This is a genomic window from Pandoraea terrae (assembly GCF_902459695.1).
GTDB lineage: Bacteria > Pseudomonadota > Gammaproteobacteria > Burkholderiales > Burkholderiaceae > Pandoraea > Pandoraea terrae.
Genome location: NZ_CABPRZ010000004.1, coordinates 43,695 through 68,396 on the forward strand (window position 1 = coordinate 43,695; position 24,702 = coordinate 68,396).

Below are 24,702 nucleotides of genomic sequence, written 5' to 3' on the forward strand. Positions count from 1 at the left end.
CGATCAGCGCCCGGCCAGAGAGACGGCGGCCCGGTGGTACGGCGTCTGACCGTACGCCTTCGGACCGTGGATCGTCTCGACCGTGTCGATGCGCCACGGCACCAGCTGCGAAAAGCGCGGGCCGGCGTAGGCAAACGTATGGAATTCGCCGTTCTCGCCACAGGCATCGACGCCCGGGGGCAAATCGGCCAGCAGCGCGTCATCGAATTCACGGCCAACGAACTCGGGGCCAAGGTACCGCCCGTCGACGCAGACGATCACCGCGCGATAGCCCAGACCGATGAATTCCCGGGCAAGCTCGAGGCGCGGGCGTTGCCACAGCGGCAGCACGGCGGTGATGCCGGCCGCTGTGCAGACTTTTTCTTCCCAGTCGCGGTGCGGCTGGAGATCGATGTCGCCGAACAGACCGTGTGTGATGCCTTGCGCGGCAAAGGTACGCAGCTGCGCCGTGAAAACGGCCTCGTAATCCGCCCAGCCGGCGCGCGCCGTCACCAGATCGATGCCGAGGGCGCGGGCTTGCGCCGCCATCAGATCGAGCGGCAGCCCATGCGAGCGCGAACTGTCGCCATCTTCATCGAACATGGCGAGCAGATGCCGCACCTCATGACCGGCGGCACAGGCGTGATGCAGGGCGAGGCACGAGTCCTTGCCCCCGCTCCACGAGAAGAATGACGGGATCGTCACCACAGGCACCGGCGCGGGTGCGTCAGTGCGAACGGATCATCGTGCCGAACGGCTGTTCGGTCAGGATTTCCAGCAGCACCGAGTGTTCGATGCGGCCATCGACGATGTGCACCGACTTGACGCCGCTCTTGGCGGCATCAAGCGCCGACGAGATCTTCGGCAGCATGCCGCCCGAGATCGTGCCGTCGGCGAACAGTTCGTCGATTTCGCGCGCGGACAGGTCCGTCAGCAGATTGCCGTCCTTGTCCATCACGCCCGGGATATTGGTCATCATGACCAGCTTCTCGGCGCCGAGAACAGTCGCGAGCTTGCCCGCGACCAGGTCGGCGTTGATGTTGTACGACTGGCCGTCTTCGCCCAGGCCGATCGGGGAGATCACGGGAATGAACGCGTCGTCCTGCAGTGCGCGCACCACGGCCGGGTTGATCGATTCGACTTCACCGACGAAACCGATGTCGAGGAATTCACCGGCACGCTCGCGGTCCGGCATCAGCATCTTGCGGGCGTGGATCAAACCGCCGTCCTTGCCCGTCAAACCGACCGCCTGGCCGCCGTACTGATTGATCAGCATCACGATGTCCTGCTGGACTTCGCCGCCGAGCACCCATTCCACGACTTCCATGGTCTCTTCGTCGGTCACCCGCATCCCCTGGATGAACGTGCCCTGCTTGCCGATTTTCTTGAGCGCCTGGTCGATTTGCGGGCCACCGCCGTGGACCACCACGGGATTGATGCCGACCAGCTTGAGCAGGATCACGTCGCGCGCGAAGCCCTGCTTGAGGCGTTCCTCGGTCATGGCGTTGCCGCCGTACTTGATCACGACGGTCTTGCCGTGATATTTGCGGATGTACGGCATCGCCTCGGCCAGGATTTCGGCCTTCAGTACAGGGGCGATGTCGTCGAGATTCGGGACAGCGGGCAGATCGGACATGGCGGCAAAATTTCGCTCGGGAAACCGGAACACGGCGAATTGTACAAGGAAGCGCCGGGTGCGTGCGCCCCGGAAGCCCAATTGTGCGCCCATTCGGTCTTGCGCGCAGGCCTCACGGCAGCTAAAGTCGGGTTCAAGGCCTGTGGGGCCCTGTTTCGGACACGCCGCTGCGAACGGCCACACAGGCCGTCATCCGGCCCACTTTCCCGACACCATGGCCATCGATCACGCCACACAACGCGCGCGCCGCCCGAACCCGCCCGGCAACGACATGTTGCAATCGCGCAACTGCGCGCCGGACGCTGCGGACACGACCGGCTGCCCTGTCTGCGGTCAGCCGGTCTCCTGCGGGGCGCGCGACGGCGCCGCACAATGCTGGTGCTTCGACGCCCCCCATTTACCCGCGCACGCGCGGTTGGACACGGGGCGCTGCCTGTGTCCCGCGTGCCTGCGGGCTGCGCTGGCCGAGGCGGGCGCCGGCGGCGGCTGAGCGCCGTTCGCTTGCCGCGCCGGTTTACTGGCTGTGCGTCATGTTGCCGTGCTGCACGCCCGAAGCCGGCGGGGCGCCGGCCGTCAAATCGCGCACAGGCACGTCGACCTTCTGCTCCGTCACCTTGTGGTCCGCGCCCTCGAAGCGCAACGTGACCGGCACGGAATCGCCCTTCTTGAGCGGCCCCTTCAGGTCGTTGAGCATGATGTGATAGCCGCCCGGCTTCAGCTGCACGGGCTGCATGGCCGGCAACGGCAGGCCGCCCGGCAGTGCACGCATTTTCATCAGCGTGCCCTCGAGTTTCATCTCATGGATATCCGCAGTGCCGGCCGCCGGCGTGGACACCCCGACGAGCATGGCGGCCTGATGCGCCTGCAAGGTCATGAATACGCCGGTCGCCGTTTGGCCCGGCACGGTACCGCGCGCCCAGGCGTCGGTCACGTCGACTTGTGCAGCGAACGCCTGCCCCATGCCGAGACAAAGCACGGCTCCCAGCCACCACATTTGCTTCATGCAATCTCCTTGAATCGATACGTTGGCACTGCGTGCTGCGTATTGTAGGCGCAGCCGCGTGCGGGCGCTGCATACCCGTGTCAAATCCCAAATCTCAGGCATCACGTATATACCTGCGGCGCACCGCCGCGCTAACCGCCATGCGGCAGAGTGTCGCAGCGGGCGGCACTCGAAAGCGCCGTCACTGACGCTCGCGTTACACTTGCCTCCATGAATCTATTTCCCATCGAACGAACCAACGTCGCACAGCTGTTCTGGCTGCGCTGCCTGGCGATCGTCGGCCAACTCGCCACCATCGGGGTCGCCCAGATGTGGCTGGGGGTGCGGCTACCGCTGGAGCCGATGCTGACGATCGTCGCACTTGAAGCGCTCTTCAACGCGCTGACGTGGTTGCGCGCGCGCCGCGCCGCTGGCCGGCCCCGCCGCGACACCGATTTCGAGCTGATGAGTCAGTTGCTCGTCGACCTCGGCGCGCTCACCGGCCTGCTGTTCTTCTCGGGCGGCGCAACGAATCCGTTCGTGTCGCTCTACCTGCCCGGTCTCGCCATCGCCGCCGCCGTGCTGCCGTGGCGCAGCGCATCGCAACTCGCCCTGCTCTCGCTCGTCGCCTATGGCGCACTGAACTTCCAGTATGTGCCGCTCGATCTCACGGACCCCGGCAATCTGCTGCGCCTGCACCTGGCCGGGATGTGGGTCAACTTCGTCGTGAGCGTTCTGCTGATCGCGTGGTTTGTCTCACGCATGTCACGTGCGCTGCGTGCCCGCGACGCTCAGTTGGCCCGCGCCGAACAGCGTCTGCTGCGCGACGAGCGCATGGCGGCCCTCGGCGCGCAGGCCGCAAGCGTCGCACATGAACTTGGCACACCGCTGTCCACGATGGCCGTGGTCGTCGGCGAGCTGCGCAGCGAAAGCGTGGGCAGTCCCGCGATGAAGCCGTTCGAAGCGGACCTGAAGATGCTGGAGCAACAGATCGCGCTGTGCAAAAGCGCCATTGCGCACGTCCAGACGCGAGCCGCGGCGCCGGTGCGGCAAGCCCTGACGGAATGGCTGCCTGCGTTCACGACGCAGTGGCGGCTGCGCCACCCGCAAGTGCAGTTCCAGATGCGTTTGCCGCCGAGAATGACGACCCGCATCGAAGACACCGTCCAGGTGGGCCAGATTCTGACGATCCTGCTCGACAATGCCGCGTATTTCAGTCCGTCGTCGGTCTCGCTTGAAATCGCCGTCGATCCGGACCACCTGCGCCTCACCGTCTGCGACGAGGGGCCTGGCATGACGCCGGAACTGCGCGACCGGCTCGGCACGTCGCCGGTACTGAGTACGCACGGCGGCCACGGCATGGGCCTCTATCTCGCCTTCGCGAGCGCCGCCCGTCTCGGCGGCGAAATCACGCTTACCCCGAACCTGCCGCACGGCGCGCGCGCCGAGTTGCGGCTGCCGATGTCCACGTTCTTCTTCGGCTTGCGGAGCCAGTCATGAATGCCTCGAATTTCCTGTTGATCGACGACGACGTCGTGTTTGCCGAAACCCTCGCCCGCGCATTGACCCGGCGCGGCTACGACGTGCAGATCGCCGCCGACGGCGCCGCCGCGCTGCTCGCGGCGCGCACGCGCCAGTTCGATCTGATCTCGGTCGATTTGCATCTCGGCCAGGATTCCGGCCTGCCGCTCGTGACGCCGCTGCGCGCCTTGCAGCCGAAGGCGCGCATTCTCGTGCTGACCGGTTATGCGAGCATCGCCACCGCAGTGCAGGCGGTGAAGGACGGCGCGGACAACTATCTCGCGAAGCCGGCCAATGCGGACACTATCCTCGCCGCACTGCGTAACGAGGCGAGCGAAACACAGGCGGACGAAGCGTTCGAGAATCCGTCCCCGCTGTCGGTGGCGCGTCTTGAATGGGAGCATATCCAACGCGTGCTCGCCGAACACAACGGCAATATCTCGGCCACGGCACGCGCGCTCAATATGCATCGGCGTACGCTTCAGCGCAAACTCCTGAAGCGGCCGGTCAAGCAGTAATCCTGACCGTGCGCGCGGGATCGGCGCGCATTGCCGAACGCATGCCTGTCGGTTCCTGACGGGCAGGTTGCAGTTCCTCCCTCCCCGCGATCGGCAAATTCCGAAATGCGGCGGCGCCCATGCCCCGCCGCTTCCTGAATCCTCCAATACTGAGTCCGCCACGCCGCACGCCATCATCAGGCGCGGAGTGACCCGACGCGTTGCATGGCGGGCAGACAGGTCCCCTATGCGACACGCCGGCCGTATGCCAACCGTGGGGATTTCTTCGGAGGACGTTCATGACGCATTTCGCGCATTCCAGCCGTTTCCGCCAACATCATGCCGCACCACCGCGTCACACGCTCGATGACGTTGCCAGTCATCAGCGCCGGCTCGCCCGCACTTCGGGGCGACAGCCTGCGTATGTCCCGCCGCGTACGATGCCGAGACTTTCACACGATCTGCAACGTTGCGTGTCTGTCTTGCATCCGGAGCGCGCCGTCGCGAGTCCGGCCCCCCATCGCCGCACGACGTCGCAAAACTTGATGGTGTTGCTCGCCGTCTCGCTGGCAACGCAAGCCGTCGCCGCGCCCATGCGCCCATCCCGCTCGCCCGTTGGCGCTGGCAACGGCAGCGGCATTGGCCCCGTGCCAGCACAACGTCTGCGCCGCTCGCTGTCTGCGGCGACGACGTCGCTCACGCGCGATTGGACGGACGCCGGCTTCAACCTCACGCGCATCGCGGCCGCGTTCAACGCCGCCCGGCCCTTTGTGCTGGCCGGCCTGGTGGACGGCAACGACATGGCGCGGCGCGTCGTTGCGTTGGAATGTCAACTGCCCGTGCCTTCAAGCGCCGTGAGCCCATTCACCGAAGCCCCGGACGGTTCGCCAGCACCCCAAGGCGAGAATTCGACACGACATTGCAACAGCACCGAGGGCCAAGCGGACGCGACTGCAATCCTGGCCGGGCAACTCGTGGCGTCACCCACCATTGAAGAAATGATTGCACGCTTTGACCGGGAGACGGGCGCTGCGAAGATCGACATTGATCGCGTTCGGGAAAAGCACGCCAGTCCACTCGATATCCTGCGTGCGACTTGCTTTCGCCATGGCCGGGCAATCTCACCGCTCGTCGACGCTCGATACCGGCGTCCGCCTGATCCAGGCGACGAAGCGCTCGACTTGCTCGACGAAGCGGCAAGCGTTGACTATCGAAGTTATCCGTCGGTCTATCCGCATGATGCGCAGTCATTCGGAGAAGTACGCGAAGTGTTCGTTGAACGGCTGGGTCGCTGGCTGGATGACTTGCACATTGGCACTTGGCTGATTCCGGAGTCCGCGAACGGCGCTCCGCTCTGGTTCGATCGCATCGCCTTGCGTGGAGCGCTCGGCGAGACGGTAGCGTCATTGGCTGCCGCGTTTTGCGACGACACACAACGCATGCAGGCGCTGCGCGATCACGGCGCACGCGAAGGCATTGCGCTACACCTGTCTTCGCCTCCGGACACGGACCATTGCCGCACACGCATCGCCGATCTGATGCGCGCCCGCCTGACGGAACTCGGCGAGAGCACAAGATTTCCGTTCGGCACGCCGATTCAGTCGATGGCCACGACGATCCTACGGCTAGGCGCCATGCATGGTCTGAACGCACCGGAGATTCGCAATACCGCGGACGTTCTCAGGCAGTTTGCCGCGCTTGAGGCTGCATGGCAGACCAACGCCACGTACCCCATCGACCCGCGCTACGTCGCCGCTGCCCACCTGGGCATCTCCAGCGCCAGCGACACCGGGATGGCGGCCCCGGCGTCGACTACACCAGCCCCGACACCGAACGCGACGCTCCCCTCCGGAACTGCAACCACGCTCGCCAGCGGCCCTCCTTCCCGGTTCGCCGAAGCTGTCGATGCGGGCCGGTTTGCGGAGCGTCTGCTCGCCTATCAGGCCCTGCCGGTGTGGCGCCGCAGCGCGGCGGTCGAGCATATTCTCATCGAGCGCCTGGGCTTCTCGCGCGCACAATTGTCGGACACGCTTTACGGCGACCATACCTTTGAATCCGCTCGCCGATTCCGTCGGGTCATCAGGCTCCCCGGCACCCCCGCAGCGCATTTTGACCTGGCAGTGCAACATCGCGAGGTCATGCCTCGGCTGTACACCTCGCAAGGCACCCCGGCAGTGACAGCCGGCGTGACCGACGTCAGGCCTGCCGACGAACTGCTCGATAAAGCGGAGCGAGGTTTTACAAGGAAACTCAATGGCGTTGCACGCGCGAAGGCACGCGAAATGCTGTTGTTGCGGCAATTGCCGGACAGTGACGATGCCGTCAACGCGCTGGCGTCGGCCATCCTTCGCCGCCGGGCGACCTATCCCCGGGATTCGATTGCCGAACGCATCCGGGGCGCGATTGAGATCATCGATCCTCTCACCATTTCGCAACCGGTCAGGCATGTGGTGGATGCGATCGCCGAGGGCGATGTCCAGTCATTGATGGAAATGCTTCCCTTCGTCGTGCCGGCCTACGACGTCGAGGAAGGATTGCGAACCCGTGACTTTGCGCGGGCGAAAAATGGCGCCCTGCGCTTCAGCATCGACGCCGTCCTGGTGTGGGCGGGTGGCATGGCGGAACGCGCCGCGGCGCGATCCATGCGCATCGCGCTCGAGGAAATGCGCATGGCGCCGATCGAGCGCCGCAATGCCGTCATGCTGCATACGCTTGCCGGCGAATCGCCGAACATTGCCGACGACACGGTGGCAGAAACGGCGTTCAATACCTTCGATGTGCAGGGAACGCTGACAACGCTGCCTGCGGACCGACTGTCAGTCGATCCGTACGAACTGCTCGAAACCGAAGCCTCTCGCACGCCACGCGTGCAAGCGCAGGATCCCGGTGAGGGGACTTCGTCCACCTTGCGGTCCTATTCGCTCACCGGGCACGGGCCGTCACTCAGGCCGAACAGCGTGCTCTTTGACGAAGCGTCGACATCGATCGATCGTGCATCGGAGATGTCGGCGCCGCCGGACTCCACCCTGCAGTCCGTCACCCGCTACCTGCAGGAGCACCGGCGCAACGCCGTGAGCGACACCATTACAAAGCTGGCTGACCGCCTCCAGTGTTGCGAGCCCAAGTCACATCAGCCTCCCCGGCTCGATGAATGGCTACATGCCAGCACGCCGGAAGGCCAGGCCGCGATCGATCGGCTGCAGTCGATGGTCAACGATTCGCCCACCCTGGCGATACTGACGCGCGACGCCGGGGCCGCGGCGATACGCGCGCAACGCCCGTGGAACATTGTCATCACACACGAGGGACTACCCAAGGTGTGGCCTGACCTTCGGCAGATCCGTCTCCTTGCCGATAACGTCCCGATCGACGCGCATTACGAAACCGTCTCCGGCCAGCATACCTTCACGCATGAAAGCGCCGCGCTGCACGAGTTCCTGCACGCCGTGCTCGAACTGCCGGACGCTTCATCACCGGGACACCGGGGCGCAGTCGTATATTTCACGGACCTCATCGCCTATGAACTCAATTGGCTCATCGGCGAGCGCGTCATGTACCGGGACGGCGGCGCGACGGCAACCGCCAATCGCCTTCGTCATGCGGCCAAATTACGCATGCACAGGGAAGACGCAGCGCTCGATCAGCAGGTCAAACGGGCGCTGCGCCCTCCCAGGCCGTCACACATCCTCGGCACACCGGCGCAAGAACGGGTCGCCATACGTGACGGCACTGCGCTGCGGAACGTGATGAGGTACGTGTTCCCGACCGATACGGATTTCACCAATGTCCGAACCCTTGAATTCGAGATCGATTCCGTCAGTCGTCGCAGCAACGTGCGGTCGCTACTGCGCGGCGTGCTGCGCAAACTTGAAAGATCCAGCGCCGTCATGGGCGCGTTGTATCAGCTCTGGAAGGAGAGCAATGCGGATAGCCGCTGGGTCATTCGCGTGATCGGATCATCGGCCATGCCGCCGGGATCCTTCGGCATGCGGGGAAAACCTTGGCATATCGACTACCCCACCCATGTGATCTCCATGCATTTCGAACCGGTGCGGTATTTGTCGGCGTCCGGGCCGCGTGTGATGACAACCGAACATCGGATGGTCGGCATGCTGACGGAATTTTTCGCCGACGCGGTGCTGTATCAGCGGGTCGGCGATCCTTACACGGAGCGCGACCTTCTCGTGCTGATCGAGAACGAAGCCCGGCGCCCGGCGCCGGACAATGCGCGGGTCGCCGTGGCGCTCGACCCCGATCCCGACGTGTTGTGGCCGTACACGACACGCGCACGGCGTGCGGCCGAGGACGAGGACCGTTATCTCAAGAGCCTCGCCTGACTCGGCGGCCAAGCGCCGCCGCGTAACGAAAAAAACCGGCTTCCGCAGACGCCGGTTTTTTTGACGCGCGGCGGCGGCCCGACCGGCCTCCCGCCGTTACAGCACGTAGCGCGACAGGTCTTCGTTCTGCGAGAGCTCGCCGAGGAAGCGATTAACGTACGCCGCATCGATCACGACTGTCTCGCCATTCTGCTTGCCCGCCGAGAACGAGATGTCCTCGAGCAGCTTTTCCATGACGGTGTACAGACGCCGCGCCCCAATGTTTTCGGTCTTCTCGTTGACCGAAAAAGCGATTTCCGCCAGACGCTTGATGCCGTCCTGGGCGAACTCGAGCGACACATCTTCCGTGGCGAGCAACGCCTGATACTGTTTCACCAGGCTCGCGTCGGTCTGCGTCAGGATCGCCTCGAAATCCTCGACGGACAGCGAGTCGAGCTCGACGCGAATCGGAAACCGGCCCTGCAGCTCCGGAATCAGATCGCTCGGCTTGGCCAGATGAAACGCCCCGCTCGCGATGAACAGGATGTGGTCCGTCTTGATCATGCCGAACTTGGTGCTGACGGTCGTGCCTTCGACCAGCGGCAACAGATCGCGTTGCACGCCCTGGCGCGAGACCTCACCGCCGCCAACTTCGCTGCGCGACGCGATCTTGTCGATTTCGTCGAGAAACACGATGCCGTTCTGTTCGACACTGCGCACCGCCTGATGCTTGACTTCCTCGTCGTTGAGCATCTTCGACGCTTCTTCGTCCGTAAGCAGCTTGAGCGCTTCCTTGACCTTGAGCTTCTGACGCTTCTTGCGCTGGCTGCCCAGGTTCGCGAACATGCCCTTGATCTGCTCAGTCATTTCTTCCATGCCCGGCGGACCCATGATGTCCATGCCGGCGGCAGGCAGCTCGATATCGAGCTCGATTTCCTTGTCGTCGAGCTGGCCTTCGCGCAAACGCTTGCGGAACGTCTGGCGCGTCGCGCTTTCCGGACCGTCGTCGGCCGAGGTCTCGGCTGCATGAAAGCGGATGTCGCGCGAGCTTTCACGCCCGGACGGCAGCAGGATGTCGAGAATGCGGTCCTCGGCGCGATCTTCCGCCGTGGTGCGCACCTTCTTCATTTCCGCTTCGCGCGTCTGCTTGATCGCGATTTCGGCGAGATCGCGCACGATGCTGTCCACGTCGCGCCCGACATAGCCGACTTCGGTGAACTTCGTGGCTTCGACCTTGATGAACGGCGCCTCGGCAAGCTTCGCGAGGCGACGGGCGATCTCGGTCTTGCCGACGCCGGTCGGCCCGATCATCAGGATGTTCTTCGGCGTAATTTCCTGGCGCAGCGGGTCAGCGACCTGCTGACGGCGCCAGCGGTTGCGCAACGCCACGGCCACGGCTTTCTTGGCCCGGTCCTGGCCGATGATGTGCTTGTCGAGTTCCGAGACGATCTCGGAGGGGGTCATATGGGTCATGACGTTCCTTTACTTGGCAGCCGCAGGCGGCAGCGTCTCGATGATGTGGTTCAGGTTCGTGTAGATACACATTTCGCCGGCAATCGTCAGCGCCTTCTTGACGATTTCGTCCGGGCTCAAATCGGTATTGTCGACCAGCGCGCGCGCCGCAGCTTCGGCATACGCGCCGCCCGAACCGATCGCCGCCACGCCGCCTTCGGGGTCGAGCACGTCGCCGTTGCCGGTGATGACGAGCGTGGTTTCGGCGTCAGCGACGATCATCATCGCTTCGAGCCGGCGCAACATGCGGTCCGTGCGCCAATCCTTGGCGAGTTCGACGGCTGAGCGCGTGAGATTGCCCTGATGTTTCTGCAGCTTGGCCTCGAACCGGTCCAGCAGCGAGAACGCATCGGCCGTGGCGCCGGCGAATCCGACCATGACCTTGCCGTCCAGGATGGTGCGCACCTTGCGCGCCGTGCCTTTCATCACAATATTGCCAAGCGTGACCTGGCCGTCGCCGCCCAGCGCGACCTGATTGCCGCGTCGAACGGAGACGATGGTGGTGCCGTGATATTGCTCCATACGGGTTCCCTGTTCCTTTTTCCGGGGGCGGAATCCCGCCCCGTGACGATGGGCCCGGCCGCGCGGCGCCGGCCAGACAGGCGCGTCGTGTGAGACCGGGCGAGACGTCACTGTAGTTTAGGGCACTCGCACGAATATCAAGGGGGGATGCCGCCGGCGAAGTATGCGTTCACGGGGCGGTTTCGGCGTCTGCCCGGCGTGAAGTCGCACGACGCGAGGCCGTCAAGACGCGCATGGCGCGCTTCGATACGTCCTTCACTGGATTGGATTTGCAACTGAGTTGCAATTTCCCATGGAGGCAAAAAAAACACACCGCGTCGGGTGTGCTTTCCGTACGCGCCGAACGCGTCCGGATTCGCAAAGCCGCGCGGCGCCCGGCAATCGGGCGCCGGGCGTCGATCAGTCGCCGAACAGCTTCTGACGCAGTTCGCGGCGCTCCTGCGCTTCGAGCGAGAGCGTGGCGGTCGGACGTGCGAGCAGACGCGGAACGCCGATCGGTTCGCCCGTTTCCTCACACCAGCCATATTCGCCAGACTCGATGCGGGCGAGCGACTGCTGCACTTTCTTCAGCAGCTTGCGTTCGCGGTCGCGCGTGCGCAGTTCGAGGGCATGTTCTTCCTCGATGGTCGCACGGTCGGCCGGATCCGGCACAAGAATGGTTTCGCGCAGGTTTTCGGTGGTTTGGCCCGCATTGCGCAGAATTTCTTCTTGGAGCTGCTCCAGACGATGCTTGAAGAAGGCGAGTTGGTCTTCATTCATGTAATCCTTCTCGCCCATCTTCAGAATTTCGGCTTCGGTCAAAAGTCTTTTCTTGCTCATGGGTTTTTGTGGCATCTCTTTCGGATTATCTGGCGTTGCTTCCGACTTTGGGGATCGAGAAGCTTGCTGCTCGCCAGGCGTGCCGCGGGCGGCTTCCTTGGTTACATTCCTGCCGGGTGACTTGGCTGGCCCCGTACTGGCGGCGGCTCGGGCACCCGTCTTCAGCTTGCCTTCAGGCGCACGCTTATCCCCGGTATCTGGCGACGTCTTTGCCTGACGCGCGGGGCGTTGGGTGGCGGTCTTGCGAGGGACGGTGGCCATGGGCGTGCTCCCTACCTACCTCTTGGGCGCCGCACTCGCTCGCTGGCGGCAGCCCAATTGGGCAGGTATTGTAACCGAATCGGACAACGGCCCCGTTAAGGGCTTTCCCCGTTGGCGTTCCGGCGGTCCCGCTCAGACCAGACAGCGCTCCAGCCCTTGCAGGATGATGTCTTTCGGCAACTCTACGCCAATAAACACCATCTTGCTATTCGGCGTCTCTCCCGCCTGCCAGCGCGTGCCCACGTCGCTACCCATCATCTGGTGCACACCCTGGAACACAACGCGGCGGTCAATACCACGCATGCTTAATACGCCTTTATAACGCAATAAGCGCTCGCCGTACACCTGCAGGATACTCCCGAGGAAATCCTCGAGCTTGGCGGGATCGAACGCCCGTTCGCTACGGAACACGAACGACTTGATGGCGTCGTCATGATGCGCGTGTCCGTGGTCATCGCCGTGATCGTGACTGCATTGGCCATGATCGTGATCGCAATCGCCATGATCATGCCCGTGGTCATGGTCATGGTCATGGCCGTGCTCGCCGGCCGCCAGGAAGTCGGGGTCGATGTCGAGCTTGTCGTTCAGATTGAACCCGTGGATATCGAAGATATCCTTCAGATCCGCCTGTCCGAAGTCGACGACCTGCTGCGGCGCGCGCGGATTCATGTGGCCGATGCGGTGCTTGAGGTCGGCCATGTCGTCTGCGCTCACCAGATCGCCCTTGGTGAGGAAGAGGCGGTCGGCGAAACCGACCTGGCGCTGCACCACTTCATGGTCGTCGAGCTGCTGCTGGCCGTACTTGGCGTCCACCAGCGTAATGACTGCATCAAGGCGGTACCTGTCGGCGATTTCGTCGTCGATGAAGAACGTTTGCGCGACCGGCCCCGGATTGGCCAAGCCGGTGGTCTCGATCACGACACGGTCGAACGCCAATTTGCCGGCGTCGCGCTGGCTGATCAGGTCGCTCAGCGCCTGCACCAGGTCGCCGCGGATCGTGCAGCAGATGCAACCGTTGCTCATCTGCACGATCTGCTCGGCGCGGTCCTGCACAAGGATCTCGTTGTCGATGTTTTCTTCACCGAATTCGTTCTCGATGACGGCAATCTTCATGCCATGCGCTTCGGTCAGGATGCGCTTGAGCAGCGTGGTTTTGCCGCTGCCGAGAAAACCGGTCAGGATGGTGACGGGCGTCATGTGTCTGGGTCCTGTAGTGAAAGGGGGGCCTGCCCGCGCGACGCAGAAACGTCGCACAGGCACGCAGGCATCAGTTGGCGGCGCCGGCGCACTGGGCGCAGCAGCCGTGAATCATCAGTTCGACCTGTTCGCCGACGAAACCCTTGGGCAGGCGCTTGAGTTCCCGCAAGCTCAGTTGCGGATGCTGCGGCCAGTCGTCGAGGCAGAACGTTCGGTGACAGTGTACGCAACGGAAATGTCCATGTTGCGTATGGGGACGCGGCGAACTCGCGCGCGCCGGGTCGACGTGCTCGGCCAGCGTAAAGCGGAAAATCCGGTCGTCGCCGGCCTGTTTGATGGCCCAGCCCTGCGCCACGAGCCAGTCGAGCACACGATAGGCGGTGACGCGATCGAGCGGATCGGCGTCGGTGGCCAGGTCCGCCAGGACTTCCTGGTGGGTCAGCGGCCGGCCAGCCTTCAGCAGCAGCGCGAGTACGCGCACACGGCCCGAGGTGACCCTGCCCGCCTTGTCCTGCAGGCACGTGCGGGCTTGTTCCAGATACGGTTGCAATTGAATAAGGCTCATGAAACGATTTAAGCACATGCCCGATTAACGTGCAACCGAGTTGCAAAAGCGCACACGACGCAGCGTTTCAACGGAAACGTTGCGCTACCGCAAAGGAGCGATCGCGTTGACGTTCGGCAAGCCTCAGGTCCGCTGCAGCCAGAGGCCCTTGAGGTATTCGCCTTCCGGGAAGCTGGTCAGCATTGGATGATCGAGGCCGGCCGACAGGCGGCGCAGAATGCGTGCCTCGACGCCCGCATCGGACGCGGCGCCAGCGATGATTTTCTGGAACAGGTCCGCGTCGATCGCGCCCGAGCACGAATACGTCAGCAACTGACCGCCCGGGCGCAGCAGCTTCAGGCCGGCCATGTTGATGTCCTTGTACGCCCGCGCCGCGCGGTCGACGTGATGCGCGGACGGCGCAAATTTCGGCGGATCAAGCACGATCATGTCGAAACTTCGGCCCTCCTCGCGCAAGGCGCGCAGGGTTTTGAAGACATCGGCGTCGCGCCATTCCGCGCGGGCCGGATCGAAACCGTTGAGCTCGACGTTGCGCGCACCGATGGCCAGGGCGTCGCCCGACGAATCGATCGACATGACACTTGCCGCGCCGCCTGCCAGCGCCGCCAGCGAGAAGCCGCCGGTGTAGCAGAAGCAGTTGAGCACGTCGCGGCCGGCGGCCTGCTGCTGCACGAGCAGCCGGTTGTCGCGTTGATCGACGTAGAAGCCGGTCTTGTGGCCGCGACGCACGTCCACGTAATACTTCACGCCGGATTCGTGCGTGACGAGCGTCTCGGGCGGCGCCTCGCCCGCCAACACGCCCGTCAGGCTCGGCAGCCCTTCGCGTTCGCGCACGGCGGCGTCGGAGCGCTCAAAGACGTTCGGGCACCCGGTGGCGCCGACGAGCGCCCCCACGATCGCATCCTTCCAAGCCTCCACGCCGGCCGCCATGAATTGGCACACGAGCTGGTCCGTCGCGCCTGCGCCCTCGCCCTGATACCGGTCGACGATCAGCCCGGGCAAGCCGTCGGCCTCGCCGAACAGCAGACGCGTGGCGCCGGTGTTGTGGATCATCTGACGGCGGTACTCAAGCGCCGTCGTCACGCGACGCTTGAAGAACGCGTGATCGACCGGCTCCTGCTCGTCGAACGTCCAGACGCGCGCACGAATGGCCGAGACCGGGCTGAAGGCAGCGCGCGCGAGGAAACGGCCGTCGGCGGCGCGCACGACCACCGTCGCGCCCGATGCCGGCTTGCCCTCGATTTTGGCCACGGCGGTGGTGTAGATCCAGGGATGACGGCGCAGCAGCGACTTTTCTTTGCCGGGCTTGAGAATCAGGGTATTCATGCGGGCGACGAGGCTCAAAACGGAAGCAAACGGCCGGCGCATCGCAGGTTCGGTACTACGGATGGAACCGCAGCGCCCACAGGCACGATGGCAACGACCGGGAGAAGGCCCGAATTCTACACCGAGCCGGGATTGCGGCAGCGCCAGGTCGTCCGTGGTCGTCCGTGGTCGTTGCGCTGCGGCACTCAGGTCTTCTTGCGGGCGCGCGGATGCGCCTGGTCGTAGACCTTGGCCAGATGCTGGAAGTCGAGCTTGGTGTAGATCTGCGTGGTCGAGATGTTGCTGTGGCCGAGCATCTCCTGCACGGCCCGCAGGTCGCCCGACGATTGCAGGACATGCGTCGCGAACGAATGGCGCAGCATGTGCGGATGGACATGCGTGGGCAGCCCGGCAGCCAACGCGTGGCGCGCGAGTCCCTGTTGCACGGCGCGCGGACCGATACGCCGGCCGCGTGCGGACAGGAACAGCGCGTGCGGCTCACGTGTGCTCAGCGGCGCGCGGGCCGTCAGCCACACGGCCAGCGCCTCGGCCGCCTTCGCGCCGACCGGCACCCGACGGCGCTTGCCGCCCTTGCCCGTCACGATCACTTCGCGCTCGGGCAGATCGAGCCAGCTCACGGACCGGTAACCGCCGGTATCCACGTAAACATGATCGAGGCTTGTCAGCTCGGACAGACGCAAGCCGGACGAGTACAGCAACTCGAACATCGCCCGGTCGCGCAGGGCATCCGCGGCGCTTCCCCGTTTGAAATCGACGAGCGCCCCGGCCTGATCGGGCGAAAGCGCCTTCGGCAACGGCTTGGGCTGTTTCGGCGCACGTACGCCATCGACCGGATTGGCCGGCAGCGCGCTGCGCTGCGACAGCCAGCCGTAGTAGCCGCGCCAGGCGGAGAGCTTGCGGGCGATGGAGCGGCCAGTGAGGCCCTGGCCATGCAATTGCATGGCGAAGCGGCGAATATCGCCATGCACGAGCGACGCCAGGGCGCGCCCCTTCGCAAGGGTCTGCAACTGGGCGAGATCGCGCCCGTAGTTCGTCAGGGTGTGGTCCGCCAGCTTGCGCTCGGTCGCAAGACTTTTCAGATAGTCCGCAATCGATGCGTCGAGCGGCGGCCGGGACGCCATGGCGTGATTCAGTCGTCGGCGCGCAGCTTGCCGAGCGCGGCACTGGCGAGTTCGCCGATCTGGCTCAGGAAGTCGGTCGCCATGCCGTCATGGAAGCGGCGGGCGTCGCCCGAGCCCATGACGAGCAGGCCGAACACCGGCGCGCCCGCGACGTTGGGGTCGCGCAGCGCGAGCAGCGCCACGGACGCCGGCGCGGACGGCGCGCCAAGCCACGTCACCGCCTCGAAGCCGGTATTCGCGCCGCAATACGGGGTGGCCAGGCTGGCGGCAAATATCTTGACCTCTTCACTGACGTTGCGCGCGAAGTCGGCCGGCGCATAGGGCGCCGCCACGTTCCACAGGCGCACGGCCGCATACGGGACATCGAACACGTCGCGCAGACCGCGCGCGATGGCGTCCGGCAGGGCGTGCGGGTCGCGTTCGCCGAGCAAACCGAGCGTCCAGCGGTGGAGCTTGCCCGAAATGTCGTCGTTCTCGTGACCGTAGCGGAGCAGTTCAGCCAGCCGGCGTTCCATCTGCTTGGTCTTTTCGCGCTGCATCTCGATCTGGCGTTCCTGCAGCGACACGGCGCGTTGGCCGTGCGGACTGGTCAGGCGCACGCCTGACAGCAATTCGGCGTGGCGCTCGAAGAAGTCGGGATGCGCGATCAGGTATTCCGCTATATCTCGGTCGTTCATGAGTGTCCGTCTGGTATCGGTCAGGTAAGCATGGCGGCCAGGCCGCCGCGTTTCGCGCGCCCTTGGCGTGCGCTCGGGTCAAAGTGCGCTCGGGTCAAAGCTCGCACGGTTCAAAGCTCAATTTCGCCCTCGAAGACAGTAGCGGCCGGGCCCGTCATGATGACCGGACCGTTCGCGCCGTCCCACTCGATGGTCAGGGTGCCGCCATGCGTGTCGATCGCGACCGGCGAACTCAGCAAGCCGCGCCGGATGCCGGCCACGGCGGCCGCGCAAGCGCCCGTGCCGCACGCCAGCGTCTCGCCGGCGCCGCGCTCGAAAACCCGCAACCGCGCGTGATGGCGTTCGACCACCTGCAGGAACCCGGCGTTCACGCGGTTGGGAAATCGTACATGGCACTCGATCAGCGGCCCGTCGGTCTCGACCGGCGCCGTGTCGACGTTCTCCACGACTTGTACCGCGTGCGGATTGCCCATCGACACCACGGAGATCCATTCGGTCTTGCCCGCCACGTCGAGCGGCCAAAGCGTATCGGCGCCGTCTTGCCGGCCGGCCAGCCCGTTGGCATCGAACGGGACGTCTGCCGGGTTCAGGACCGGCGCGCCCATATCGACGCTGACCTGGCCGTCTTCGCGCATGGTGAGCGTGATGACGCCCTCCTGCACTTCCACCCGTACCGAACGCTTTTCGGTGAGCCCCCGATCGCGCACGAACTTGACGAAGCAGCGCGCGCCGTTCCCGCAATGCTCGACCTCGCCGCCATCGGCGTTGAATATCCGGTAACGGAAGTCGACGCCATCGAGATCCGAGCGCTCCACCAGCAGCAACTGGTCCGCACCGACGCCGAAATGGCGGTCGGCGAGCGCACGCCACTGCTCCGGCGAAAAGTCGATCGTCTGATGGATGCCGTCGATCACGACGAAGTCGTTGCCGGCACCGTGCATTTTGGTGAATTTGAGCTTCATGGCGCTATTGTAGTGGAGAAGCCGGACCGCCCGCTGCGTTCAACTGCGTTCAATACACGCCGGGCTCCCCGGCCGGCCGGGTCTTGAAGCGCTTGTGCACCCAGTAATACTGTTCGGGCATCTTCAGGATTTCCTGCTCCAGGAACGCCATCATCGTGCGCGCATCGGCGACAGGATCGTCCGTCGGATAGTTCTCCCAGGCCGGAAACACCTTGAGGCGATAGCCGCGATAGTCGGGCAGGACTTCCGTCACAAACGGCACGACCTGTGCCCGGCCGACCTGGGCGAGGCGTGAAATGGCCGTCAACGTACACGTCGGCACGCCGAAAAATGGCACGAACGCGGAATTCCGGACGCCATAGTCCATGTCGGCGGCGAGCATGACCGGTTTGCGCTTGCGCAGCACGCGCAGCACCTCGCGGGCGCTATCCCCGCGCGAAATCATTTCGGCGTCGAAGCGGCCGCGCTGAATCTTCGCCAACTGGTCGAACGCCAGGTTCGACATCGGCGTGTACAACGACGCGCAGGGTCGCCCGAGCGAATAGTTCAGGAAGATCGATCCCGCCTCGATGCCGACGAAATGAAATCCCAAAAGAATCGTGGGAGGCATATCCGGGTCGTGCAGATCGATGGCCGAGTCCAGTTCGACCAGCTGCTCGAGCCGCTTGCCGCTCGCGAACCATTGCACGCTGCGCTCCGCGTAGCTGCGGATCGCATGGACAAATGACGCGCGCGCGACACGCTCGCGCGTGGCGTCGTCCCAATGCGGAAAGCACAACCGCAAGTTGGTGTGCACGACGCGCCGCCGTGAACTCGGGATCGCGTAAAGGAGGCGGCCGAGGCCCGCGCCGAAGCGCGCAACCCAACGGTAAGGCAGCAGGTTCAATCCGCGCAGCAGGCCCACGCCAAGGTAGTAGCCGACGGTTTTCTTGTTGGTTGCCATAGACGTTTTCGCGGGCGGCTGTCGCATAAAGGCGATAGTTTGCGGCGGCCGCCTGCACAATTTCCATAGGCGCGTATAATAAGCGACATCGCCGAGTTAACTGACAACTTGCGGGGCGATTCGAGGGTTCACGCGGCAGCCGTCAGGCTTGCCAGCCGAACGCCCGACATATTTTCCGCTAAAGCGTCGCCGCTTCCCCTCCGATGACGGCCACGTGAGTCAATCCATCACATGCAGAGGAGCCAGAAGTGGCGAACGATTATCTCTTTACCTCCGAATCCGTTTCCGAAGGCCATCCCGATAAGGTTGCGGATCAAATTTCCGACGCCGTGCTCGACGCGATCCTGACCCAGGACAAGTACGCGCGCGTGGCTGCCGAAACGCTTTGCAACACCGGTCTGGTGGTGCTCGCCGGAGAAATCACCACGACCGCCACGGTGGACTACCAGCAGGTTGCCCGCGAAACGATCCGCCGTATCGGCTACGACAACACCGACTACGGCATCGACTACAAGGGTTGCGCCGTACTGGTCGCCTACGACCGCCAGTCGCCGGACATCGCGCAGGGCGTCGACCGCGCCCATGACGACAATCTCGACCAGGGCGCCGGCGACCAGGGCCTGATGTTCGGCTTCGCGTGCGACGAAACGCCCGAACTCATGCCGCTGCCGATTCACCTCGCGCACCGTCTCGTGGAGCGTCAGTCGCAAGTCCGCCGCGATGGCCGCCTGTCGTGGCTGCGCCCGGATGCCAAGTCGCAAGTCACCATCCGCTACGTCAATGACAGGCCGCACAGCATCGACACGGTCGTGCTGTCGACGCAGCATCATCCCGATATCGAACTGAGCGTGCTGCGCGAAGCGGTCATCGAGGAAGTCATCAAGCCGGTCCTGCCGGCCGAACTGATCAAGGGCGACATCAAGTTCCTGGTCAACCCGACCGGCCGCTTCGTCATCGGCGGCCCGCAGGGTGACGCCGGCCTGACCGGCCGCAAGATCATCGTCGACACGTACGGCGGCGCCGCCCCGCACGGCGGCGGTGCATTTTCGGGCAAGGATCCGTCGAAGGTCGACCGTTCCGCCGCGTACGCGGGCCGTTATGTCGCGAAGAACATCGTGGCCGCCGGCCTCGCGTCGAAGTGCCTGATCCAGGTCTCCTACGCCATCGGCGTGGCACGCCCGACGTCGGTCATGGTCAATACGTTCGGCACCGGCAAGGTCAGCGACGCACGCATCACGGAACTCGTCGAGCAGCATTTCGACCTGCGTCCGAAGGGCATCATCCAGATGCTCGACCTGCTGCGCCCGATCTACGAAAAGTCCGCCGCCTACGGCCACTTCGGCCGCGAAGAGCCGGAATTCACGTGGGAAGCGACCGACCGCGCCGCCGCGCTGCTGGCCGACGCCGGCCTTCGCGCCGTGGCGTAAGCGTCCGCCGGCCGCGCCGTCTCGCGACGGCGCCCCGTGAAGAAACCCCGCGAAGGCGCCAGCCTCGCGGGGTTTTTTCATGATGTCAGCCCACGGAATCCTCAGTGGACTAACGCAAAAGTTGCCTGATCATCATCGAGAAGCGCTTGCCGTAGGGCGGATTGAGCAAGCCCACGCCATTGAAGCGCGCCTGCCGGAACACCGGCTTCATCTTCGAAAACGTGCGGAAGCCGAATTCTCCGTGATAGCCGCCCATGCCCGAGGCGCCCACGCCGCCAAACGGCAACCCGTGTTCCGCCACATGCAGCAGCGTATCGTTCACGGTCACGCCGCCCGAAATCGTCACGGCAATCACCCGGTCCACAATGGCGGCTTCCGTCTCGAACAGGTAGAGGGCCAACGGACGCGGACGATCGTTGACGAATGCGAGGGCGGCATCCAGATCGTCGTATGGCACAAGCGGCAGAAGCGGCCCGAAAATCTCTTCGCGCATCAGCCGCATACTGTCGTCGACCTCGGTGAACAGCACCGGCGGCATGCGCCTGCGCTCGGCGTCGGGACTGCCATCGAACATCGGATGCGCCACCGCCCCCTGGGCTTCAGCCTGGGACACCAGGCCCGCCAGCCGCTCGAAATGGCGATCTGAGGCAATGCTCGTGTACTGCGGATTATCCCGCGCGTCAGGATATAGCCGCGCGCAGACCTGCCTGGCCGTTTCGATGAACGCCGCGAGCCGCTCGCGCGGCAGCAGCACGTAATCGGGCGCGACGCAGGTCTGCCCGGCATTGACGAGCTTGCCGGCCAGAATGCGTTCCACAGCGTGGTCGAAGCGCGCATGCGGCCCGACAATAGCCGGGGATTTCCCGCCCAATTCGAGCGTCACCGGCGTCAGATGTTCGCTGGCGGCACGCATCACGTGATGACCGACCGAGGTGGCGCCGGTGAACAGGAGATGGTCGAACGGCAGTGACGAAAACGCCTGGCCGGTCTGCGCGTCGCCGGTCACGACCGTGACCCATTCCGGCGGGAAAAACTCCGCCACGACCTGCGCAAACAGCGCGGCGAAGCGCGGCGTGTATTCGGACACCTTGATCATCACCCGATTACCGGCGGCCAGGGCGTCGGTCAGCGGCCCCGCCGCCAGGAACAGCGGATAATTCCACGGCGCAATGATGCCGACGACACCGAGCGGTTGAGGCACGATGGCCCGACGTGCCGGCAGCATCCAGAAGCTGGCCCAGCCTTGCGAGCCGCGCATCCAGCGGCGTCCGTGAGACATGGCATGCTTGAGATTGCCCAAGGTCGGGAACAGCTCGAGCAGTTCGGTCTCCTGCTCGGAGCGGCCACCGAAGTCGGCATCGATCGCAGCAGCCAGCGCTTTGCGATGCCGCCGCAGCATGCGCGCGAGCATATGCAGGTGATGCTTGCGCGTGGACCAATCCGGCATCGGCGCTGCGGCGTGTGCGCTGCGCATTCGCTCGAAACGCGGCGCGAGCGCCACGCGCGCGGCCTCCTCGCCCAGATCAATTTCGCTGTGTCCCATGGCCGTCTCCCCTGGATGATTGAAATGTTCGCATTGCGAGCCGGCGGCGCCCGCCGTCGCGGGCGCCGCTCAAGCGGCAAACGCCCGATCGAGCCAGGCGCGCTGCGCCGCTGCCGTGACGCCTGCAGGCAGCACACCGTACACGCGCCCGTTCGAGGCCCCGAAGCGGCTCTCGATGAACGCGTGCGCGAGATCCGGGGGGGCATGTTCGAGCAGCAGCGAGGCCTGCGCGAGCAACACCGTCTGCTGTGCAATCGCGCGTGCCATGCCAGTGCGCGTATCGGCGTCGCACGCGAGCCAACCATGGAGGTCGGCGAGCGCAGCACGCAACGGCGCGTGACCCGACACTCGCTCGCCCAGCCAAGTGAACCACGCCTGCGCGACGTCCGGCTCGCGCTCCATCGCGCGCAGCACATCGAGGCACATCACGTTGCCCGAACCTTCCCAGATCGAATTGACGGGCGCTTCCCGGTAAAGCCGCGCGAGTGGTCCGTCGTCCACATAGCCGTTGCCGCCCCATACTTCCATGCATTCGCCGCACAACTCGAGCGCGCGTTTGCAAACCCAGAATTTCGCTGCGGGCAATACGACCCGCCGCCAGGCGCGCTCATGCGGCGAGTCGTTGTCATCGAACGCCTGTGCAAGCCGCATCGCGAGCCAGGTCGCTGCCTCCGATTCGAGCGCCAGGTCGGCAAGCACGCGTTGCATCAGCGGCTGCTCGGCCAGTTGCCGCCCGAACGCATGACGGTGACGCGCATGATGGATCGCCTGCACAAGTGCCGCGCGCGTGATCGCCGCGCTGCCGATCACGCAATCGAGCCGCGTGTAGGTGGCCATCTCGATGATCGTCGGAATGCCCCGGCCCTCTTTGCCCACGAGCGTGCCGTACGCACCCGGGAACTCGACTTCGCTGCTCGCGTTGGAACGATTCCCCAGCTTGTCCTTGAGGCGTTGGATCTGCACGGCGTTCTTGCTGCCGTCCGGGGCGAAGCGCGGCACGAAGAAGCACGACAGCCCTTCCATGCCGGCCGTGCGTGCGAGCACAAGATGCGCGTCGCATTGCGGCGCGGAGAAGAACCACTTATGCCCCACGATCGAATACGCGCCGCCTCCGGCAGGGGTCGCTGTCGTGGTATTGCTGCGCACATCGGAGCCGCCCTGCTTTTCTGTCATACCCATGCCGATCAGCATGGCGTGCTTCTGTGACAACGGCAGGTCTCGCGGATCGTGGGACGTCTCAAAGAGCTTGTCCTTAAGCGTCGCGAACAGATCCGGCACCTGCGACAACACCGGGATGCTGGCGAACGTCATGGTGATCGGGCACAGGCTTCCGGCTTCGTTCTGTCCATGCAGAAAATACGACGCCGTGCGCGCAGCCATGGCCCCGGGCTGCGGATGCGCCCAAGGCAGCGAATGGAGTTGCGCGCCGCGCAACAGGCGCATCAGCTCGTGCCATGCCGGATGAAATCCGACGTGGTCGATACGTTGTCCGCGCGGATCGAAGCTGTCGAGTTCCGGGGGATGACGGTTGGCGTCGCGCGCCCATTGCTGGACATCTGCCTCGCCCAGCCGTGCGCCTTGGCGGTGCAGCGTCTGCGCATGCCATTGCGCGCCCGTGGCGGCGACGGCAGCCTGCAGTACGGTATCCGATGCATACAGGTTATAGCCGGTCAGCGGCAGGACCTGGTTCGTGACGTCATGGGTGTGCCAATCATGGCGCATGGCGTGTCTCCGGAAGTGGCGCCGCGCAGAATGGCGAACGTTTCGGCGCTCGGGATGCGGATGCCAGTCTTTCATGATAGCGCCAAAGCCGGGTTCGCTTCATGATCATGAATTAGAGGATTGCCTCAGACGATGCGCGCTGGCCGCACGGCTGGCTTTCCCGTGACGGATGATTTCAACGGTCCACCGCCGGAAGGCGTGGCGGCGGCGTAGCTGGCGTCAGAATCCGGCAGCCATGTCGACGAACGTGCCGACGATACGGTCACCCCAGGCAAGCGCGACGAAGCCGGCCGCGACGAGCGACGGTCCAAACGGTAAAGGGGTTCGCATGCTTTCCCCGCGGCGCGCGAGCGTGAGGCCGCCGACAACGCATGAAAGCAGCGAGCCCAACACGAGTACCACCGGCAACATCGGCCAGCCAAGCCACGCGCCCAATGCAGCAACGAGCTTGCAGTCTCCGGCGCCAAGGCCGTCGCGGCCCAGCGCCGCGCGATACGCGCTCGCCACGAGCCAGAGCCCGAGATAGCCGCCCGCCGCACCGATGACTGAATCGTCCGGCGTTACCGTAATACCGGCGACGCTTGCCAGCAGCCCGAGCCAGACCAGCGGCAACGTCAGGGCATCCGGCAGCAGGCAGGTATCGGCGTCGATCAGCGCGAGCGCCAGCAGCATGGCGCAGAACGCAGCGTAGGCGACGAGCGCCGGCCAGTGCCCGAAGGCGCCGAAATGCCAGCCGATCACGCCGAACACGAGGCTGGTGAGCGTCTCCACAAGCGGATAGCGCGTGCCGATCGGAAGGTCGCACGCGCCGCACCGGCCGCGCAACCAGACATAGCTCAACACCGGAACGTTTTGCCACGCCGCGATACGCGTCTCGCACGACGGGCAGCGCGACGGCGGCCAGGCAAGATTGAAGCGTTCCGCGGGAACGGCCGGCGCGCCGCTGATCTCTGCGGCTTCGCGTGCCCAGGCGGCCTCCAGCATGCGAGGTAATCGATATACGACAACGTTGAGGAAGCTTCCGGTGCACAAGCCGATGATCGCGCAAGCGGCAACGACCCTCGTCCGCTCGGCGGCATCGACAGCCAGCCAGCCCAGCCACACGGCAAGCACCAGCATCAGCCCGCCAACGACAGTGACGGACCGGCGCAAGGATATCGATCGCGTCTGCACG

Annotated in this window: 21 protein-coding genes; 5 read left to right on the top strand and 16 right to left on the bottom strand. The window is 64.8% G+C overall.

All coding sequences use genetic code 11. The features are described 5' to 3' along the window. Positions 1-3: 3 nt before the first annotated feature. Both PTE30175_RS05810 and argB read right to left on the bottom strand, forming a co-directional pair. Positions 4-684 (bottom strand): Dph6-related ATP pyrophosphatase, encoded by a 681-nt coding sequence (locus tag PTE30175_RS05810; protein ID WP_150696122.1) that lies wholly within the window; start codon positions 682-684, stop codon positions 4-6. Between the two features lie 22 nt (positions 685-706). Next, positions 707-1,615: an acetylglutamate kinase gene (gene argB / locus PTE30175_RS05815; RefSeq protein ID WP_150696123.1), complete on the bottom strand. Its 909-nt coding sequence runs from the start codon at positions 1,613-1,615 to the stop codon at positions 707-709. A gap of 271 nt (positions 1,616-1,886) precedes the next feature. On the opposite strand from argB, the gene PTE30175_RS05820 reads away from it, so the two are divergent. Continuing rightward, positions 1,887-2,105, top strand: a complete 219-nt coding sequence (locus PTE30175_RS05820) for a cysteine-rich CWC family protein (protein WP_150696344.1) — start codon at positions 1,887-1,889, stop codon at positions 2,103-2,105. 24 nt (positions 2,106-2,129) lie between these two features. Here the strand turns inward: PTE30175_RS05820 and PTE30175_RS05825 are convergent, their stop codons facing one another. After that, positions 2,130-2,618, bottom strand: a complete 489-nt coding sequence (locus PTE30175_RS05825) for a copper chaperone PCu(A)C (RefSeq protein ID WP_150696124.1) — start codon at positions 2,616-2,618, stop codon at positions 2,130-2,132. 210 nt (positions 2,619-2,828) lie between these two features. On the opposite strand from PTE30175_RS05825, the gene PTE30175_RS05830 reads away from it, so the two are divergent. The 3 genes from PTE30175_RS05830 to PTE30175_RS05840 all read left to right on the top strand — a co-directional run bounded on the left by PTE30175_RS05830 (position 2,829) and on the right by PTE30175_RS05840 (position 8,952). Then, positions 2,829-4,097: an ATP-binding protein gene (locus PTE30175_RS05830; RefSeq protein WP_150696125.1), complete on the top strand. Its 1,269-nt coding sequence runs from the start codon at positions 2,829-2,831 to the stop codon at positions 4,095-4,097. Beyond that, complete coding sequence (locus PTE30175_RS05835; protein WP_150696126.1) at positions 4,094-4,636, top strand: response regulator transcription factor; 543 nt, start codon at positions 4,094-4,096, stop codon at positions 4,634-4,636. Before PTE30175_RS05830 ends, PTE30175_RS05835 begins: the two co-directional genes overlap by 4 nt. A gap of 278 nt (positions 4,637-4,914) precedes the next feature. Then, complete coding sequence (locus PTE30175_RS05840) at positions 4,915-8,952, top strand: hypothetical protein (protein WP_150696127.1); 4,038 nt, start codon at positions 4,915-4,917, stop codon at positions 8,950-8,952. A 96-nt stretch (positions 8,953-9,048) separates the two neighbouring features. Here PTE30175_RS05840 and hslU read toward each other — a convergent pair whose 3' ends face one another. From hslU to PTE30175_RS05890, 10 genes are all read right to left on the bottom strand, one after another. Continuing rightward, positions 9,049-10,404 carry an ATP-dependent protease ATPase subunit HslU gene (gene hslU / locus PTE30175_RS05845; protein ID WP_150696128.1) on the bottom strand — a complete coding sequence of 452 codons (1,356 nt, stop codon included), beginning with the start codon at positions 10,402-10,404 and terminating at the stop codon, positions 9,049-9,051. 9 nt (positions 10,405-10,413) lie between these two features. After that, a complete protein-coding gene (gene hslV, locus PTE30175_RS05850) occupies positions 10,414-10,965 on the bottom strand; it encodes an ATP-dependent protease subunit HslV (RefSeq protein ID WP_150696129.1) in 552 nt (183 codons plus the stop codon). A gap of 399 nt (positions 10,966-11,364) precedes the next feature. Beyond that, positions 11,365-11,784, bottom strand: a complete 420-nt coding sequence (gene dksA / locus PTE30175_RS05855; protein WP_150696345.1) for an RNA polymerase-binding protein DksA — start codon at positions 11,782-11,784, stop codon at positions 11,365-11,367. Positions 11,785-12,177: 393 nt separating this feature from the next. Then, positions 12,178-13,242 carry a CobW family GTP-binding protein gene (locus PTE30175_RS05860; protein ID WP_150696130.1) on the bottom strand — a complete coding sequence of 355 codons (1,065 nt, stop codon included), beginning with the start codon at positions 13,240-13,242 and terminating at the stop codon, positions 12,178-12,180. Between the two features lie 70 nt (positions 13,243-13,312). Beyond that, positions 13,313-13,807, bottom strand: coding sequence for a Fur family transcriptional regulator (locus PTE30175_RS05865; RefSeq protein ID WP_224788618.1), 495 nt, complete (start codon positions 13,805-13,807; stop codon positions 13,313-13,315). 123 nt (positions 13,808-13,930) lie between these two features. Beyond that, entirely contained in the window at positions 13,931-15,133 is a 1,203-nt protein-coding gene (locus PTE30175_RS05870) for a class I SAM-dependent rRNA methyltransferase (protein WP_150696131.1), read from the bottom strand. 185 nt (positions 15,134-15,318) lie between these two features. Beyond that, the gene (gene xerC / locus PTE30175_RS05875; protein ID WP_150696132.1) at positions 15,319-16,254 is read right to left on the bottom strand and encodes a tyrosine recombinase XerC; all 936 of its coding nucleotides are present in this window, start codon (positions 16,252-16,254) and stop codon (positions 15,319-15,321) included. 8 nt (positions 16,255-16,262) lie between these two features. Beyond that, complete coding sequence (locus PTE30175_RS05880; protein ID WP_150696133.1) at positions 16,263-16,931, bottom strand: DUF484 family protein; 669 nt, start codon at positions 16,929-16,931, stop codon at positions 16,263-16,265. A 110-nt stretch (positions 16,932-17,041) separates the two neighbouring features. Next, a complete protein-coding gene (gene dapF / locus PTE30175_RS05885) occupies positions 17,042-17,893 on the bottom strand; it encodes a diaminopimelate epimerase (RefSeq protein WP_150696134.1) in 852 nt (283 codons plus the stop codon). A 49-nt stretch (positions 17,894-17,942) separates the two neighbouring features. After that, positions 17,943-18,836 (bottom strand): lipid A biosynthesis lauroyl acyltransferase, encoded by an 894-nt coding sequence (locus PTE30175_RS05890; protein WP_150696135.1) that lies wholly within the window; start codon positions 18,834-18,836, stop codon positions 17,943-17,945. Between the two features lie 248 nt (positions 18,837-19,084). Here PTE30175_RS05890 and metK point away from each other — a divergent pair, with 248 nt between their 5' ends. Continuing rightward, on the top strand, positions 19,085-20,263 hold the full coding sequence (gene metK, locus PTE30175_RS05895; RefSeq protein ID WP_150696136.1) for a methionine adenosyltransferase: 1,179 nt from the start codon (positions 19,085-19,087) through the stop codon (positions 20,261-20,263). Positions 20,264-20,372: 109 nt separating this feature from the next. Here metK and PTE30175_RS05900 read toward each other — a convergent pair whose 3' ends face one another. The 3 genes from PTE30175_RS05900 to PTE30175_RS05910 all read right to left on the bottom strand — a co-directional run bounded on the left by PTE30175_RS05900 (position 20,373) and on the right by PTE30175_RS05910 (position 24,701). After that, the gene (locus PTE30175_RS05900; protein ID WP_420819612.1) at positions 20,373-21,737 is read right to left on the bottom strand and encodes a coniferyl aldehyde dehydrogenase; all 1,365 of its coding nucleotides are present in this window, start codon (positions 21,735-21,737) and stop codon (positions 20,373-20,375) included. Positions 21,738-21,875: 138 nt separating this feature from the next. After that, the gene (locus PTE30175_RS05905) at positions 21,876-23,528 is read right to left on the bottom strand and encodes an isovaleryl-CoA dehydrogenase (RefSeq protein WP_150696138.1); all 1,653 of its coding nucleotides are present in this window, start codon (positions 23,526-23,528) and stop codon (positions 21,876-21,878) included. Positions 23,529-23,747: 219 nt separating this feature from the next. Then, positions 23,748-24,701 carry a prepilin peptidase gene (locus tag PTE30175_RS05910; RefSeq protein ID WP_224788619.1) on the bottom strand — a complete coding sequence of 318 codons (954 nt, stop codon included), beginning with the start codon at positions 24,699-24,701 and terminating at the stop codon, positions 23,748-23,750. Position 24,702: the final 1 nt, after the last annotated feature.